The sequence below is a fragment of the Pseudomonas sp. FFPRI_1 genome (genome assembly GCF_055384485.1).
The window spans coordinates 5,258,347-5,273,828 of record NZ_AP029168.1 but is presented as its reverse complement, the minus strand read 5'-3'; the positions used below and the strand labels follow the sequence as shown (position 1 = coordinate 5,273,828).

The 15,482-nt window shown below is 65.6% G+C and carries 16 protein-coding genes; 10 read left to right on the top strand and 6 right to left on the bottom strand.

Annotated elements, in window-relative coordinates; all coding sequences use genetic code 11:
* Positions 1-139: 139 nt before the first annotated feature.
* The 3 genes from ACZ5BO_RS23315 (at position 140) to ACZ5BO_RS23305 (ending at position 3,768) form a co-directional block, all read left to right on the top strand.
* Positions 140-1,465 carry an MFS transporter gene (locus ACZ5BO_RS23315; RefSeq protein WP_464696612.1) on the top strand — a complete coding sequence of 442 codons (1,326 nt, stop codon included), beginning with the start codon at positions 140-142 and terminating at the stop codon, positions 1,463-1,465.
* A 98-nt stretch (positions 1,466-1,563) separates the two neighbouring features.
* The gene (locus ACZ5BO_RS23310) at positions 1,564-2,955 is read left to right on the top strand and encodes an FAD-dependent oxidoreductase (protein WP_464696611.1); all 1,392 of its coding nucleotides are present in this window, start codon (positions 1,564-1,566) and stop codon (positions 2,953-2,955) included.
* 108 nt (positions 2,956-3,063) lie between these two features.
* Positions 3,064-3,768: a YebC/PmpR family DNA-binding transcriptional regulator gene (locus tag ACZ5BO_RS23305; RefSeq protein WP_011062247.1), complete on the top strand. Its 705-nt coding sequence runs from the start codon at positions 3,064-3,066 to the stop codon at positions 3,766-3,768.
* A gap of 69 nt (positions 3,769-3,837) precedes the next feature.
* Here ACZ5BO_RS23305 and ACZ5BO_RS23300 read toward each other — a convergent pair whose 3' ends face one another.
* From ACZ5BO_RS23300 to zapE, 4 genes are all read right to left on the bottom strand, one after another.
* Positions 3,838-5,151, bottom strand: a complete 1,314-nt coding sequence (locus tag ACZ5BO_RS23300; RefSeq protein WP_464696609.1) for a leucine-rich repeat-containing protein kinase family protein — start codon at positions 5,149-5,151, stop codon at positions 3,838-3,840.
* 90 nt (positions 5,152-5,241) lie between these two features.
* Complete coding sequence (locus ACZ5BO_RS23295) at positions 5,242-5,610, bottom strand: hypothetical protein (RefSeq protein WP_464696608.1); 369 nt, start codon at positions 5,608-5,610, stop codon at positions 5,242-5,244.
* Entirely contained in the window at positions 5,597-6,211 is a 615-nt protein-coding gene (locus ACZ5BO_RS23290) for a hypothetical protein (protein WP_464696607.1), read from the bottom strand. Before ACZ5BO_RS23290 ends, ACZ5BO_RS23295 begins: the two co-directional genes overlap by 14 nt.
* Entirely contained in the window at positions 6,208-7,338 is a 1,131-nt protein-coding gene (gene zapE, locus ACZ5BO_RS23285; RefSeq protein WP_464696606.1) for a cell division protein ZapE, read from the bottom strand. Before zapE ends, ACZ5BO_RS23290 begins: the two co-directional genes overlap by 4 nt.
* A gap of 240 nt (positions 7,339-7,578) precedes the next feature.
* Here zapE and ACZ5BO_RS23280 point away from each other — a divergent pair, with 240 nt between their 5' ends.
* The 7 genes from ACZ5BO_RS23280 (at position 7,579) to ACZ5BO_RS23250 (ending at position 14,123) form a co-directional block, all read left to right on the top strand.
* Entirely contained in the window at positions 7,579-8,085 is a 507-nt protein-coding gene (locus ACZ5BO_RS23280) for a Csu type fimbrial protein (RefSeq protein ID WP_464696604.1), read from the top strand.
* 103 nt (positions 8,086-8,188) lie between these two features.
* Positions 8,189-8,725 (top strand): Csu type fimbrial protein, encoded by a 537-nt coding sequence (locus ACZ5BO_RS23275; RefSeq protein ID WP_464701355.1) that lies wholly within the window; start codon positions 8,189-8,191, stop codon positions 8,723-8,725.
* A 20-nt stretch (positions 8,726-8,745) separates the two neighbouring features.
* Positions 8,746-9,282 carry a Csu type fimbrial protein gene (locus ACZ5BO_RS23270; RefSeq protein WP_025126536.1) on the top strand — a complete coding sequence of 179 codons (537 nt, stop codon included), beginning with the start codon at positions 8,746-8,748 and terminating at the stop codon, positions 9,280-9,282.
* Between the two features lie 4 nt (positions 9,283-9,286).
* A complete protein-coding gene (locus ACZ5BO_RS23265; RefSeq protein WP_025126537.1) occupies positions 9,287-9,787 on the top strand; it encodes a Csu type fimbrial protein in 501 nt (166 codons plus the stop codon).
* A 46-nt stretch (positions 9,788-9,833) separates the two neighbouring features.
* Positions 9,834-10,625 (top strand): fimbrial biogenesis chaperone, encoded by a 792-nt coding sequence (locus ACZ5BO_RS23260; protein WP_464696603.1) that lies wholly within the window; start codon positions 9,834-9,836, stop codon positions 10,623-10,625.
* A 119-nt stretch (positions 10,626-10,744) separates the two neighbouring features.
* Positions 10,745-13,102, top strand: coding sequence for a fimbria/pilus outer membrane usher protein (locus ACZ5BO_RS23255; RefSeq protein ID WP_464696602.1), 2,358 nt, complete (start codon positions 10,745-10,747; stop codon positions 13,100-13,102).
* Between the two features lie 31 nt (positions 13,103-13,133).
* A complete protein-coding gene (locus ACZ5BO_RS23250) occupies positions 13,134-14,123 on the top strand; it encodes a Csu type fimbrial protein (RefSeq protein ID WP_025126540.1) in 990 nt (329 codons plus the stop codon).
* 3 nt (positions 14,124-14,126) lie between these two features.
* Here ACZ5BO_RS23250 and ACZ5BO_RS23245 read toward each other — a convergent pair whose 3' ends face one another.
* Both ACZ5BO_RS23245 and ACZ5BO_RS23240 read right to left on the bottom strand, forming a co-directional pair.
* Positions 14,127-14,852 carry an anti-sigma factor family protein gene (locus ACZ5BO_RS23245; RefSeq protein ID WP_464696601.1) on the bottom strand — a complete coding sequence of 242 codons (726 nt, stop codon included), beginning with the start codon at positions 14,850-14,852 and terminating at the stop codon, positions 14,127-14,129.
* Positions 14,849-15,355 carry an RNA polymerase sigma factor gene (locus ACZ5BO_RS23240; RefSeq protein ID WP_464696600.1) on the bottom strand — a complete coding sequence of 169 codons (507 nt, stop codon included), beginning with the start codon at positions 15,353-15,355 and terminating at the stop codon, positions 14,849-14,851. The genes ACZ5BO_RS23245 and ACZ5BO_RS23240 overlap by 4 nt, the downstream gene beginning before the upstream one ends.
* Between the last annotated feature and the right edge of the window lie 127 nt (positions 15,356-15,482).

The following is a 15,482-nucleotide window of genomic DNA, read 5'->3' as shown; positions in this document are numbered from 1 at the left end:
GTCCCGAAACGGGCCGGCAACAGGACTCATCTGACCAGCAGCGCCCGCCGCGAGGGCCTTGCTGCAGTGCTCAAGAATAAAAAACACAGGCGTTTGCTTCGCATCCTGCCGGCACACTCACCCTGAGGTCAGAACCACAATGAACAAGCAGATCGGCACCATCAAACGTTGGCGCGTGCAGATTTTCGCCATCACCTGGATCGCCTACGCGGCGTTCTACTTCACCCGCAAAGCCTTTTCCGTCGCCAAACTGGGGATTGCCGACGATCCCGACTTCACCCTCGACAAGATGGCCATGGCCAACCTCGACGCCATCTATCTGGCGGCCTACGCCGTGGGGCAGTTCACCTGGGGGATCTTCGCCGACCGCTTCGGCCCGCGGGTGGTGGTGCTCGGCGGCCTGCTGATTTCCGCCGCTGCGGCCCTGGTGATGGGCAGCTTCGCCACCTTGCCGGTGTTTGCCACCTGCATGCTGATCCAGGGGCTGGCGCAATCCACCGGCTGGTCGGGGCTGTGCAAGAACATCGGCAGTTTCTTTCCCGCCGTGCAGCGCGGCAGGGTGCTGGGGCTGTGGAGCTCCTGCTATGCCTTCGGCGGCCTGGTGGCCTCGCCCTTTGCCGGCTGGTGGGCCTATACGCTGATCGGCACCTGGCACGCAGCGTTCATTTCCAGTGCGGTGGTGGTGGGCCTGACCGCGGTGCTGTTCTTCATCTTCCAGCGCAATACCCCGGAGGACGTGGGCCTGCCGGCCGTGGAGCCGTTGCCCCCGCAGAGCGCCGAAGAAGACGCCGCCGAACGGCGCATGAGCGTCTGGGAACCGCTGCGCGAGATCCTGCGCAACCGCACGGTGCTGATCCTCGGGCTGTCGTACTTCCTGCTCAAGCCGGCGCGCTACGCGATCCTGCTGTGGGGGCCGGTGATCGTCTACGAACAGATGCCGTCGGTGGGCAAGGTGGGGGCGGCGATCGTGCCCACCAGCTTTGAACTGGCCGGGCTGCTGGGGCCGGTGATGATCGGCCTGGCCTCGGACAAGCTGTTCGGCGCCCGGCGCATGCCGGCCTGTGTCATCAGTCTGCTGGCGCTGACGGTGTCCCTGGCGCTGTTCATGGGCGTTCTGCATACCGGCAGCGTAGTGCTGGTGATGGCCCTGCTGTTTTTCATGGGCCTGACCCTGTACGGGCCGGACTCGATGATCTGCGGCGCAGCAGCCATCGACTTCGGCTCGGCCAAGGCCGGGGCCACCGCGGCCGGTTTCGTCAATGGCTGCGGCTCGGTGGGCGCGGTGCTGGGTGGCCTGCTGCCGGGTTATTTCGACACGGTCACGGTGTTCATCGTGTTTGCCGCCTGCGCCCTGGTCTCGGCCCTGGTGCTGGTGCCGTACTGGAACAGCCGGCCCACTGGGCTCGAGCCGGTGTGCGCCCTGGTGCCCAATGGACCTTTGTTGATCAAACCGCTGCGTACCTGACTTTCGGGCCTCTTCGCCGGCAAGCCGGCTCCTGCGAAGTCTTGTAGGCGCTGGCTTGCCAGAGGACCCACTCGCCGTTTTTTACCTGGAGATTCACCATGCGACCTTTCTGGCTGGAACAGGCCCTGCAACAGCAACCCTCAGCGGCGTGCCCGCCCTTGTCGGGCGACACCACCTGCCAGGTGGCGATTGTCGGCGGCGGCTACACCGGGCTGTGGACCGCCATCATGCTCAAGGAGCAGAACCCCGGGCTCGACGTACTGCTGATCGAGGCGGATATCTGCGGCGCCGGTGCCAGTGGGCGCAACGGCGGCTGTGCGCTGTCCTGGTCGGCCAAGTACTTCACCCTGGAGCGGCTGTTCGGGGTCGAGGAGGCGGTGCGCCTGGTCAAGGAATCCGAGCAGAGCATCTATGCCATCGGCGCCTTCTGCGAGCGTTACGGGGTGGATGCCCAGTACCGCCTCGACGGTACTTTGTACACGGCCACCAACCCGGCCCAGGTCGGCTCCACCGATGGCGTGATTGCCGCGCTGGAGCGACGGGGCATCAACTCCTTCGAGAAACGGCCATTGGCCGAGGTGCAGCGCATGGCCGGTTCCAGCCAGCACCTGGAGGGCTGGTACTCCCCGGCCGCCGCCAGCGTACAGCCCGGGTTGCTGGTGCGCGGGTTGCGCAGAGTGGCCTTGCAACTGGGGGTGAGAATCCACGAGAACAGCGCCATGACCGGCCTGGAGGAGGGCCGTCCGGCGCTGCTGCGTACCGCAACCGGGCAGATCCGCGCCGAGCGGGTGGTACTGGCGATGAATGCCTGGATGGCCCGAGCCTTCCCGCAGTTCGAGCGCAGCGTGGCGATTGTCTCCAGCGACATGCTGATCACCGAGCCGCGCCCGCAACTGTTGCAGCAGATCGGCCTGACCAGCGGGGTGACGGTGCTCGACTCACGGATTTTCGTGCACTACTACCACAACACCCCGGACGGCCGGATCATGCTCGGCAAGGGCGGCAATACCTTCGCCTACGGCGGGCGGATGCTGCCGGTGTTCGACCAGCCGTCGCCCTACGCCGGGCTGCTCCAGCGCAGCCTGGGGCAGTTCTTCCCGGCCTTTGCCGAGGTGCCGGTGGCGGCCACCTGGAATGGCCCCTCGGATCGCTCGGTCACCGGCCTGCCGTTCTTCGGCCAGATGAGCCGCGCGGGCAATGTGTTCTACGGGTTCGGCTATTCCGGCAGCGGCGTCGGCCCCTGCCACATGGGCGGGCAGATCCTCGCGTCCCTGGTCCAGGGGCTGGACAACCCCTGGACCCGCTCGCCGCTGGTCAACGGCCCCCTGGGTTATTTCCCCCCGGAACCGATCCGCTACCTGGGCTCGCTGATGGTGCGCAATGCCATCCGCCGCAAGGAGCGGGCCGAAGATCAGGAGCGCCGACCGCGTCGTCTGGATGTGCGCCTGGCGCGCTTCGCGGCGGCGGCCGGCAAGGCCGACAAGGGCTGAAGCCTGGCGGCCACTGAGTTTTTGGTCGATCAGGGCCTTGAGGACGTATAAACTTGCCCATCGCGTCGGCCAAATCCAACTCGACGCCATCGATCAAGAGAGTGAGTAATGGGCGCACAGTGGAAGGTTAAACACAAAGAAGCAGCAGCCAATGCCAAGGGCAAGATCTTCGGCAAGCTGGTGAAAGAGATCACTATCGCCGCACGTAACGGCGCTGACACCGCCACCAACGCCCACCTGCGGCTGGTGGTCGAGCAAGCGAAAAAGGCCTCGATGCCCCGCGAGACCCTGGAACGCGCGATCAAGAAAGGCTCGGGCCAACTGGGCGAGACCGTGCAGTACCACCGCGTGACCTACGAAGGTTTCGCCCCGCACCAGGTGCCGTTGATCGTTGAGTGCGTGACCGACAACATCAACCGCACCGTGGCGGAAATCCGCGTGGCCTTCCGCAAGGGCCAACTGGGTGCCTCGGGCTCGGTGTCCTGGGACTTCAACCACGTGGGCATGATCGAAGCCTCGCCGGACAGCCCGGACGCCGATCCGGAACTGGCGGCCATCGAGGCCGGTGCCCAGGATTTCGAGCCGGGCGAAGAGGGCGCGACTCTGTTCCTGACCGAACCTGCGGACCTGGATGCGGTGCAGAAGGCATTGCCAGAACAAGGTTTCACCGTGCTGTCGGCCAAGCTCGGCTACCAGCCGAAGAACCCGGTCAGCGGCCTGAGCGATGAGCAGATGGCTGAAGTCGAGGCGTTCCTCGAAGGCCTGGACAACCATGACGACGTGCAGGACATGTTCGTCGGCCTGGCGGGCTAAGACCGCGATTCGCCGGCCAGCCGGCTCCTACCGGAGGGTGTAGGAGCCGGCTGGCCTTTGAGGCTTTTTTCAAAGCCCCGCCAATTCCTCGCAGACCTGAGCAAAACCCGGTCGCGCCAGCACTTCGGGCTGGCAGCAGCGTTGCACCAGCGCCGCCAGTTTCTGCCGCTGTTCCAGGCTCAGCGAGCCATCCCCGCGCTCCAGCAACTCCTCCAGCAAGATACCGAAGGCCCGCACTTCCAGGCGTTGCAGCGCCCGGCTTTGCTCGGTGTCGTCCTGGGCATGGAAGGACGCCGCGCCAAAATCCCCCAGCAGGCAGTCGCCCTGGGCGTTCCACAAGGTGTTGTGGCCATAGAGGTCGCCATGGGTAATGCCCTGGGCGTGCAGGTGGGCGCCCACCGAGGCAATGCCTCGGGCGATGCCCAAGGTTACGCCCGCGTTGAAGCCGGCCTGGTCCGGGTAGATGTCCCGGGAGCAGGAATCCAGGCTCGGCAACGCCGCGAGGTTGGCAAAACTTTTGTCGATCAACTGCATCACCAGGCCGCTCTGCCCCTGGGGATGGTCGAGGATCCGGCCCTCGACGCGGATCAGGTTCGGGTGCAGCCCGGCGCTGATGCAGGCGTTCATTTCATGCAGCGGCGAGCCGTCGCTGGTCATCTCGCCCTTGTACAGCTTGACCGCCACCGCTCGTGCCGGTTGCCCGGCGGGCTGCCATTGCGCCTGGTGAATCACCCCCGAGGCGCCTTCCCCCAGGCGTTGCTCCAGGGTCAGTTCGCTCCAGGGGATGCTCGGCGTGGATTCCAGGGCCGTGGCATCGGCTTCCGATTCCAGCGGGTTGCCGGCGTAGGCCAGCCAGGTCAGGCGCGGCAGGGCCAGGAGGAACGGCGGCAGCTCGGTCAGGCGGTTGGCGGCGATCCGCAGCAGTTCCAGGCGGTGGCACTGGCTCAGGCTCTCGGGCAGGCGGCTCAGGCGGTTGCCGGCGAGCATGAGTTTTTGCAGCAGCGGACGATTGCCCAGTTCCTCCGGCAGTTCGCTGATGCAGTTGTCGGTGAGGATCAGCCAGCGCAACTGCGGCGGCAGGGCGGCGGCCGGTACATGTTCAATGCGGTTGGCCTTGAAACCGATCATGCTCAGTTGCGCACACTGGCCGAGGCAGGCCGGCACTTCACTGAACTGGTTGTCCGAGCAGAACAGGATGCGCAGGCGAGTGAGCCGGTGCAGGTCCTCGGGCAGGCTGCACAGGGCGTTGCCGCTGAGGTTGAGGATTTCCAGGGACTCGGCGAGGTCGAAGATCTCCCGGGGGAACTCGGTCAGCCCGCAGGACAGGTCCAGGCGCTTGATGCCGGCCAATTGGCCGGCCCGCAGTTGGGCAAGGGTATCCATGAACAGCGTCAACACTCGAAAGAAGGAGAAGGGCGGGCAGGATAAAGCAGAACGGCCGGTTTTGCTGCCTGAGCGGCCATGGGATGAGTGCTATTGGGTTTCCAGCAGCCTGAAGGTCAGCGCGCCCGCTCCCTGGACGTGGTCGGCAATCAGGGTGAGGTCGGTCTTGCGGCCTTTGCACCACAGTTGGCAGGCCAGTCTCATGGTGCCTGGCTCGCTGTCCAGCGGGTAAAGGTCCAGGGCGACCCGGCCGCTGCGGTCCGGCTGGAAGGCCCGATCATAGGGCGCCAGGGCCAGGTCCCCGGGCTGTTCTCCCGAGCGGTGCAACTCTTCGAGGATTTCTGCATAAATGGCCGGGCTCACGCCAACGGCCGCCAATGCCGCCGGCTGGGCATTTTCAATGGCGCGCAAGAGCGCCTCTGCCAGTCGGTAAATCTCCTTGCGGTCAAATGCGTGCATCTTGCAGTGCTCCAGCCAAGCGACGAAATGCTGCGGGGTGCCTGGGGTTCCCGGCTTCAGCCAGCATCGACTCCAGGCTGTGGTGCTCCAGGGTGTTTTTTACCGACCCGGTGGCCGCTCTGCCCAGCGGGTTTTCCAGGTCGAAGTCGCTCTCCAGGGTTGCAAGCAGGTAGGCGCCCTGGTGGCGCCATTGGTTGAAACGCATGACGTGCCGGTCATCCAGAATCACCGCGCCTTCCTGCTTGTCGTCCGAGAAATGGAAAGCCAAGGGCGAAGCGGGCAGGTTTTGCTCGGTGGCAAGGCGTTTCCGGTACTTGAGCACGGACGTCAGGCGGGCCCCGGGGGCCAGGCTGAAGCCACTGCCGACCAGTTGCCGGTCAAGGAAGTAGCACTTGAACAGCACCTCCAGGGTTCGCTGGTGGTAGCGCGTCGTGCAGGTTTTTTCGTACTGGTGAAAGTCCTGGGGCGCGCCGATCCGCTCATAGCCTTTGGCCGCCAGTTCGGCGGCCGAGAAACTCTCCAGGCCAAATAGCCGGGAGTGCTGGAGGGTTGAATCTTGCAGGTGCAGGCACACCAGCTCGCAAAAGCTGATCGAACTCATGTGGCTACTCGCTCAAGCGGGTGCTCGGGGCCGATTTCCTGCAACTGCCCGAGGCGGCTGCGGGTGCGGGCCAGGTCGATGGCGTGGCCGCCCAGGCTGTCGGCCAGCGGGCGCTGGCCGATCAGCAGCAGGCGCTTGTCCTGGTCGTAGAGCACGTCGATCAGGTTGATGAAACGCTGCTGGGCGGCGATCGAGCATTCGCCCAGTTCTGGCAGTTCGTCGATGATCCAGGTGTCGAACTGGCGGCTCAGTTCCAGGTAGTCCATGACCGCCGTGGGCTGCTCGCACAGGTCGTTGAACTCGAAGCGGATGCTGCGCTGCTGGCGCTGGCGGGTGGTCAGCTGGCGGCTGCCCACTTGCAGCTGTGCGGCCGGGGCATGGCGTTCGGGCAGCTTGAGCGCCTGGCGCTGGGCCGCGGTACCGGGCCAGACATATTGCCCCCGGGTAAAGACCTGTTGTTCGTGGGTTGGCGCGTGGGCCCGGTAATCCTCGGCACCACCGACTTCCATGACCTGCATGCGCGCGTTGATCAGCTCGATCACCGGTTTGAAGCGAGCATGGTACAGCGGGTTGGGCAGCAGGCCCTCGGGGGCGTAGTTGGAGGTCACCAGCAGCACGATGCCGCGCTTGAACAAGGCCTTGAACAGCCGGGTGATGAGCATCGCATCGCCGATGTCGTGGACATGGAACTCATCGAAACACAGGACCCGGCACTGACGGAGCAGCTCGTCCAGGGTGGTTTCCAGGGCATCTTCCTGTTGCCGGTGGCGAAACATGCCCTGGTGCAGTTGGGCGAAGAAATCGTGGAAGTGCAGGCGCTGTTTTTCAGCGATCGGCAGGGCGCGGAAGAAGCCGTCCAGCAGCCAGCTCTTGCCCCGGCCCACGGCGCCGTACAGGTACAGGCTCGGCGCCTGCGGCGTGGCCTGCTCCAGGGCGTCGGCCAGTTGCTCCATGCGCTCGATCACCTGCAACTGGCCGTGGCTCAGGGTGTAGCCCAGCTCCAGGGCCTTGTGGCGAAAGTAGTCGTGGATCAGCGTGCCGGCGGCGCTCGGGCGGCGGGCGGCCCTGGCGAACAGGCGACGCCAGGGAGATCGAGTCTGTACAGGTTTTGGCGGTAAAGCGGCCAATGTTGATTACCCCGATGGTTCCAGGCCGCTCACCTTAAGAGCGGCGCGCCAATTTAACCAATAGAAAATGCCCCGGCCAGTCATCTCGAAAAGGCATGGCAGCGGCCGTTCCAGTGCAGTAACCGCGCCCCGGGCGATTAATACGCTAACTGGCGGTTTCCCCGCGGGTTGCTAACCTGACTTCAGCGAATGCTCCTCATAAGGATTGAGGCCTTGAATGGATATAAGGGTGTGGCAGTCATGAGCGCGTTGCTTAGCGCGACCGCAGGGGCCGCAGACTTGCAGGTGCAGGTGCAGGTCCGGGTCGATGTGCTGCGTGGCTGTCAATTGGTCGGCCAACAGCGCGAGGCGGGGATCGAGCAGCTCGGAACCCTGGATTTCGGCAGTACCGCGCGCCTGGACGACCCGGCCGGGCCCCTGTCGGCGGCCTTGCCCGGCAGCCGCCAGCCGCGCCTGGAATGCAACCCCGATACCCCTTATCAGATGCGCATTGATGGCGGCCTGCACGGCGGCGTCGGTGAAGTCCGCTACCTGGCCAGCAACACTCAGGCTGGCAAACCCATTCCCTACCGCCTTTACCAGGACCCGGCCCGGCGGATTCCGCTGCCGGTGAATGTACCGGTCAGCGGCCGGGTGCCGGACTCCGGCACGGTGGACCTGCCCTTGTACGGGCGTATCGAACCTCTGGCCGAGATTCCCCGGGCCGGGGGCTATTCCGATGTGTTGAAGGTGACCCTGACCTGGTAGGGCCGGGGGCACGAATGCTGCCACCGGTAACGGGGCAGAGCAGGGATGGCCGTTCATGGTGAACGGCCCATGTGGGAGTCCTGATGGAACTGGGATGGCTGTGATGAAAGGCAGGACCTGGACGATTGTCGCCCTGGGGTCGCTGTGTCTGCTGGCTGACGACGCTCAGGCGGCGATCAGCGGGCAGATCCAGGCGCGCCTGGTGATAACCGCTGCCTGCCAGGTCAGCAGCGGCGGCGACCCGTCCGCCAGCCCGATCGGCGACCCGGGCATGCTCAACTTCGGCCAGCAGGGACCGACCTGGGTCAACCCGATCAAGGCCAGCCTCACCGACGGCACCGACGGCCCGCTGCAGGTGGCCTGCAATTCCTCGGTCACCGGCTTTACCGTGACCATCAATGGCGGCCTCAACGGCGACGGCACCACCCGGCGCTTGAGCAATGGCCGCCAGACCATTCCCTATCGATTGTTCGTCGATGCTTCCGGTAGCGACAGCTACAGCATCGGCCAGCAGCGCAATTTCGCAGTGAGCAGCGGCAGACGGATTCCCATTCCGGTGTTCGGCTCTGTGGTCGCGAATACCCGCGCGGTTCCGGCAGGGGTCTACACCGACACCCTGACCATCACGCTGGATTGGTAAACCATGAGAGGACGCACACCATGCACGCGCTTGTATCCAGAATCGGCTGGCCTTTGCTGGGGCTGGTCATGGCCACCACGGCCAATGCCGCGACTACCGTCACCGGGCAGATCAGCTCGACCCTGATCCTCACCAGCAGTTGCCAGGTCAACGGCGTCGGTGGCAGCACCGGCCTGAACTTCGGTGCCCTGAACTTCGGCACCACCAACAGCCTGTTCACCACCGCCACCGGCCAGGTGCTGGGCGGCGGTGGCGGTGCGCTGTCGATCCTCTGCTCCAGTGGCACCACGCCCTCGCTGACCATTCAGGGCGGCGCCAACGACGGCAAGTCCACCGGTGGCACCCGGGCGCTGTTCGACGGGGTGGCCAACTATGTGCCCTATGACCTGTACACCGACTCCGGGCATTCGCAGATTGTGGCGATCAACGGCGTGATCAACCTGGCGCCGAGCACCGGGGTGGCGCAGACCGTGAACCTCTATGGCCAGGCGGTGGGCAAGGCGGGGCTGCCGGCCGGCACCTACACCGATACGGTGTCCGTGCAGCTGACCTTCTGATGCCATGGCCAGCCACGCTTGTGCGCTGCTGCTCCTGGCCTGCGCGAGTACCTGGCCGGGGTGGATCGCTGCGGCCACCAGCCAGAGCTTCCAGGTCAGCGCCACCATCACCGCCGGGTGCCTGGTGGTGGGGGGCGTCAGCAACTACGGCAGCCTGGCCTTCGGCAGCCAGTCGGCGCTGTCCACCAGCACGGTCAGAGTGGCGCTCACCGGGGGCGTGCAGTTGCAGTGCACGCCGGGGGTGACCCTGAACATGACGGTGGACGGAGGCCAGTACAACAGCAGCGGCCGGCACATGCAGCTCAATAGCGGCAGTGCGCGGGTGGCCTATCAGTTGTTTCGCGATGCGGGCTACAGCCAGAGCCTGGGGATAGGCCAGAGCGTGGCCGTGGCCTACAGCGATGCCAATAACATCAGCCTGCCGATCTACGGGCAGGTGCAGTTGCCGGGCAATCAGCCTGGGGGGACGTACAGCGATGTGCTGCAGGTGCAGCTGTCGTGGTGATGGGGCGCATTCATAACCAGCCGGCAGGCGGACAAGGAGTAGCAGTATGCATTTACCTTTGCAGGGCATGCGGGGGACCGGTTATCTGATCCTGGCGGGGCTGTTGGCGGCTGTACCCAGGGTCCAGGCCGCCAGTTCGGTGCTGATCTGGCCGATCGACCCGGTACTGGAGGCCGATCAGCAGGCCAGCGCGTTGTGGCTGGAGAACCGCGGCAGCGAAACGGCCAACCTGCAGATCCGGGTGTTCGCCTGGAGCCAGAGCGGCTTTGCCGACCAGTACCAGAACCAGCGCGATGTCATCGGCAGCCCGCCGGTGGCGAAGATCGAGCCGGGGCAGAAGCAACTGGTGCGCCTGACCCGCACCCGCGAGGTGCCACCGGGGCAGGAGCTGGCGTACCGGATCATCATCGACGAGATTCCCTCGGCCAAGCCCGTCACCCCGGAAGGGGATGCCAAGAGCGCGGCGGCGATCCGCTTCCAGATGCGCTACTCGGTGCCTTTGTTCGCCTATGGCGCCGGGCTGTGGAGCAAGGAAGACGCCTCCCGTCCACGCGATCCCAAGGGCGCCGGCGTGCCGGACCTGAGCTGGCGCAAGGTGGCAGTGGACGGCAAGACGTTTTTCGAGCTGCGCAACCAGGGTGCGGTGCACGCCCGCCTGACCGATGTGGCCTTCAAGCAGGGCGGGCAGGCCCGGCCCGTGGCGCCTGGGCTGCTGGGCTATGTGTTGCCCGGGGCGGTGATGCGCTGGCCGGTGCCGGAAACCCTGGCGGCCGAGTCGACCCTGCAACTGCGGGTCAATGGAGCACCGCAGGTACAGGACCTGGCGCCTACGCACTGAGCCTCAGGCGCAACGCGGCGGCCAGTTGGACGGCCGGTGGGGAGAGGTACGGACGGATGTGAGCGCGGTGGCGCATCCGCCCTGGGATGGAGATGTCCATAGATGGACTTGAGCCCGCAATGAGCCAGGACCCGGCTCGGCGTTTTCGCAGGTGGCAAGGGCTGGTGACCGGCCTGTGTAGCCTGGTGCTGGCCGCCGAGGTGCCGGCGGGCGAACTGCCGCCGCCGCCCAGCAGCCTGGAGTCGATGGCCGATGCACAGCTGTTTCTGGAACTGGTGATCAATCAGATGAACACAGGGAAGGTGGTGGCGGTGGAGCAGCGTTCCGGCCGGCTGTTCGTGCCGGCGCAGACCCTGCGTGAAACCGGGATCAAGCTGCCCGAGGGCCTGGGCGCCGAGGTCGACCTGGACAGCCTCAAGGGCCTGCACAGCGAATACGACAGCCAGGGCCAGCGCCTGTTGCTGGACGTGCCGCCGGACTGGTTGCCGGAGCAACTGATCGGCAGCCGCCAGGCCTACCCGCGAACCCCGGCCCTGAGCAGCTTTGGCGGGCTGCTCAACTACGACCTGTACCTCAACGACACCGATGACGGCGGCACCTACCTGGCCGCCTGGAATGAAGTGCGACTGTTCGACTCCTGGGGCACGCTGTCCAACACCGGTCAATACCGCCGGACCCTGTCCGGGGTGCAGAGCAGTTCCCTGAACAACGGATACCGGCGCTACGACACCACCTGGCGTTTTTCCGACGACGAGCGCCTGCTGACCTACGAAGCCGGCGACTTGATCAGTGGCGCCTTGCCCTGGAGCAATTCGGTGCGCCTGGGCGGGGTGCAACTGTCCCGGGATTTCTCGGTACGTCCAGACCTGGTGACTTACCCCTTGCCGCAGTTCGCCGGGGAGGCGGCGGTACCGTCTTCGGTGGACCTGTTCATCAACGGCTACAAATCCAGCAGCACCGACTTGCAGCCCGGCCCCTATACCCTGACCAACATTCCGTTTATCAACGGTGCCGGCGAAGCGGTGGTGGTCACCACCGACGCCCTGGGCCGGCAGGTCTCCACCACGGTGCCGTTCTACGTCACCAGCACCTTGCTGCAGAAGGGCCTGACGGACTTCTCGGTGGCCGCGGGCACCCTGCGCCGGGACTACACGCTACGGGACTTCGGCTATGGCCCCGGGGTGACGTCCGGCAGCCTGCGCTACGGCCTGAGTGACAGCCTGACCCTGGAAGGCCACGCCGAAGCCTCGGATTCCCTGACCCTGGGCGGGTTTGGCGGCAACCTGCGGCTGGGGCAGTTCGGGGTCATCAACACCGCCGTCAGCCAGAGCCGTTTCGACGGTGACGGCGGCCAGCAGCTGAGTTTTGGCTACCAGTACAGCAGCCAGCGCTACAGCGTTGCCTACCAGCGGATGCAGCGGCGCGACCAGTACGCCGACCTGACAGTGGTCGACAGCCCCTACACCAGCCTCAGCCAGCGCAGTGAGCAATTGACCCTGAGCCTCAACCTGGAGCGCTTCGGCAGCCTGGGCGCCGGCTATTTCGACGTGCGCGCCGCCGACTCGACCCGCACCCGATTGTTGAACCTGACCTGGAGCAAGCCGCTGTGGCACAGCAGCAGCTTCTACCTGTCGGCCAACCGCGAGATCGGCGACAGCCACTGGGCCATGCAGGCGCAACTGGTGATCCCCTTCGACCTGCACGGCAGCCTGAGCCTGAGCAACGAACGCAGCAAGACCGGGGAAAGCCGCCAGCGGGTCAACTTCAGCCGCTCGGTGCCGATCGAGGGCGGGGTTGGCTACAACCTCGGCTACGCCACCGGCAGTGGCGCCGACTACCGCCAGGCCGACGTGACCTGGCGCCTGCAGTCGGTGCGCCTGCAGGCCGGGGTCTATGGCACCAGCGACGCCGAGACCCGCTGGGCGGATGCCAGCGGCTCGCTGGTGTGGATGGACCATCAGGTGTTCGCCGCGAACCGCATCGACGATGCCTTCGTGGTGATCAGCACCGATGGCTACAAGGACATCCCGGTGCGCTATGAAAACCAGCTGGTGGGCCAGACCGACAAGAACGGCCATCTGCTGGTGCCCTGGAGCAGCGCCTATTACCGCGGCAAGTACGAGATCGACCCGCTGAACCTGCCGGCCAACGTGCAGAGCCCGAATGTCGAGCAGCGGGTCGCGGTGCGCCGTGGCAGTGGCTACCTGCTGGAGTTTCCGCTGACCCGGATCGTCGCCGCCAGCGTGGTGCTGGTGGACGCCCAGCAGCGCGAGCTGCCCCTGGGCAGCAATGTCACTCATGAGCAGAGCGGGGCGCGCACGGTGGTCGGCTGGGATGGGCTGGTCTACCTGGAAAACCTTGCGGCCCAAAACACCCTGCACGTGGAACTGGCCGACGGCAAGACCTGCCGGGCGCAGTTCGACATCGACATGCAACAGCAGCAGGTGCCGCTGATCGGCCCGCTGGTTTGTCAGTAATGGCGGTCTCAGCAGATAAGGAGCGCGGGACGTGGATGGGTACAAGGGATGGCGACAGGCAATACTGGGGCTGCTGGCGAGCGTGCTGTCGTTCACGGCCCAGGCACTGTGCACGACGGTTCCGACCTCGCCGGCAGGCTTTGGTACCGTCAGCTCGATCCTGGTGCGCACCACCTCGCAGCCGGCCTCCACCACCAATGCCGGGCTGAGCTGTACCGGCTCGCTGTTGAGCATTCTGGCCAGCAACGACCATTTCTACGCCACCATCACCTCCACCACCAGCGGCATGGTGGGCCCCACCGGCGATGTCATCAGCTACACCCTGTACGCCAACAACAGCACCAGCTACCCGATCACCCGGGGGGTGCAGTTCGACTTCGCGCGCAATTCCATCATCGACCTGCTGGGCCTGCTGGGCAGCCCAACCGTGGCCAAGACCGTGCCGATCTACCTCGGCACCCTCACCGGCAGCAACGTCGCAGCAGGGGTCTACACCGAAAACCTGAGCATTCTCTGGAGCTGGAACTATTGCTCCGGCATCGGTGCCCTGGGGATCTGCCTGGGCCGGGACATCGGCAGCGGCACCCAGAGCCTGACCGTGAACATGACGGTGTCCAACGACTGCCTGATCACCGCGCCGAACATCAGCTTCGGCAGCGCTCCGGTGATCAGCGCCTTTGCCACGGTGACCGGGCAGACCATCAATCTGGCCTGTACCAAGGGCAGTGCCTACACCGTGGGCCTGAGCGATGGCCAGCACCCGGTGAGCACGGGGGGGCGACGGCAGATGATTTCCGGCAGCAACTACCTGGCCTACGACATCTTCAAGAGCGCCGGCAGCACCCGCTGGGGCAGTGTCGGCAGCGCCCGGCGCTCCAGCACCGATGCGGAGGTCAACCCCGGCAACGGCCTGGGCACCGGGAGCCAGATCTTCAATTACAACGCCAAGATCTACACCGACCAGAGCACTCCGCCGGCCGGTACCTACATCGACAACGTGGTGCTGGACGTGGGTTTCTGACGGCTACAGAGGAATTTCCGACGGGCCGACCATGGCGTAGTTGTAGCCCTGGTCGGACCAGTATTGCGCCTGTAATGCACCATCGTGGCGGATACCTCGGGGCAACAGCTTGTTCTGCGGGCCTGGCGGGCGAATGTAGAAACTGACCTTGCGCCCCTCAGGGTCTTCATACAGGACCATGGCCGCCGGCCCTTGCTCGGTGCTCAGCAGGCGCCCGCTGACGGCCTTGAACCCGGCACCCTGCAAGTCCGGCATTGGGCTGGCCTGGGTGAAGTAGCGATCCAGCCAGGCCTGCATGGCCCGGTTGTCCTGCACCTTGAAGTCCGCCGGGAGCATGCCTTGCTCGGCAAACAGGCGATAGGCCTGCAGCGCATCGGTCATGGGCAGCACGCTGCTGCCGGCCAGGGTCAGCTCCCGCGCCTGCCAGCCGCTCAGGCCGCCCACGCCGACGGCCATCAGCAGCACTGCGGCACTGGCCAGGCGGCGCAGGCTTCGTTGCTTCAGGCGTGTGCGGATCTGCGCCGGGTCCAGCGCCGGGTTGGCCGGCAGCAGCAGGGCGCCCCCCAGGGCGGCCCGCAGGTGCTGGGCATCCTGTTGCCAGGCCTGGACCCGGGCCGCCGCCTGCGGGTGGCTGGCCAGGTAGTGCTCCAGCAGCCGGCGGTCCTCTTCACTGAGCTGGTGATCGACATAGGCGTGCAGGTCGCTGTCGCTGGGGGGCAGGCTGATCATTTGAGTATCCGTAGAGAAGGGCTGCTGATTTCGCCGTCGCTGAGTTGGCGCAGAGCCTGGCGGGCCCGGGACAGACGCGACATCACGGTGCCGGTGGGCACCTGGAGAATTGCGGCGATGTCCTTGTAGCTCAGGCCTTCCACTGACACCCAGAGCAGCAAGGCGCGCTGTTCGGGGTTCAGGCGGTCGAAGGCTTGCAGGGTCGATTGCGCCATCACCGTGCGTTCCACCGAGGGCTGGCTGTCGTCGCGGCCGGTGAAGAACTCCAGCATCCGCGCGTAGCGTCGGGAGCGTCGGTGGGCGTCGAGGAACTGCCGGTAGAGAATGGCGAACAGCCAGGCCCGCAGGTCGCCTTCCGGGCGTTTCTCGGCCCAGCCGCCGAGGGCGCGTTCCAGGCAGGCCTGCACCAGGTCGTCGGCGCTGCTGGGCTGGCGCGTCAGGGACAGGGCAAAACGCCGGAGCCTTGGAATCAGCAGGCGTAGCTGTTGGTCGAGATCGTTCATGAAATCCTGCGGATGCTGGGCCAGTCACTAGGCTTGAGGCTAGGAAGACGCGCCGCAGTGCAGGTTATTCCAGCCTCGGGAAAATAAATACCGGCCGTGGAATAACCTTGGTCGGGCTGCGTCTGAC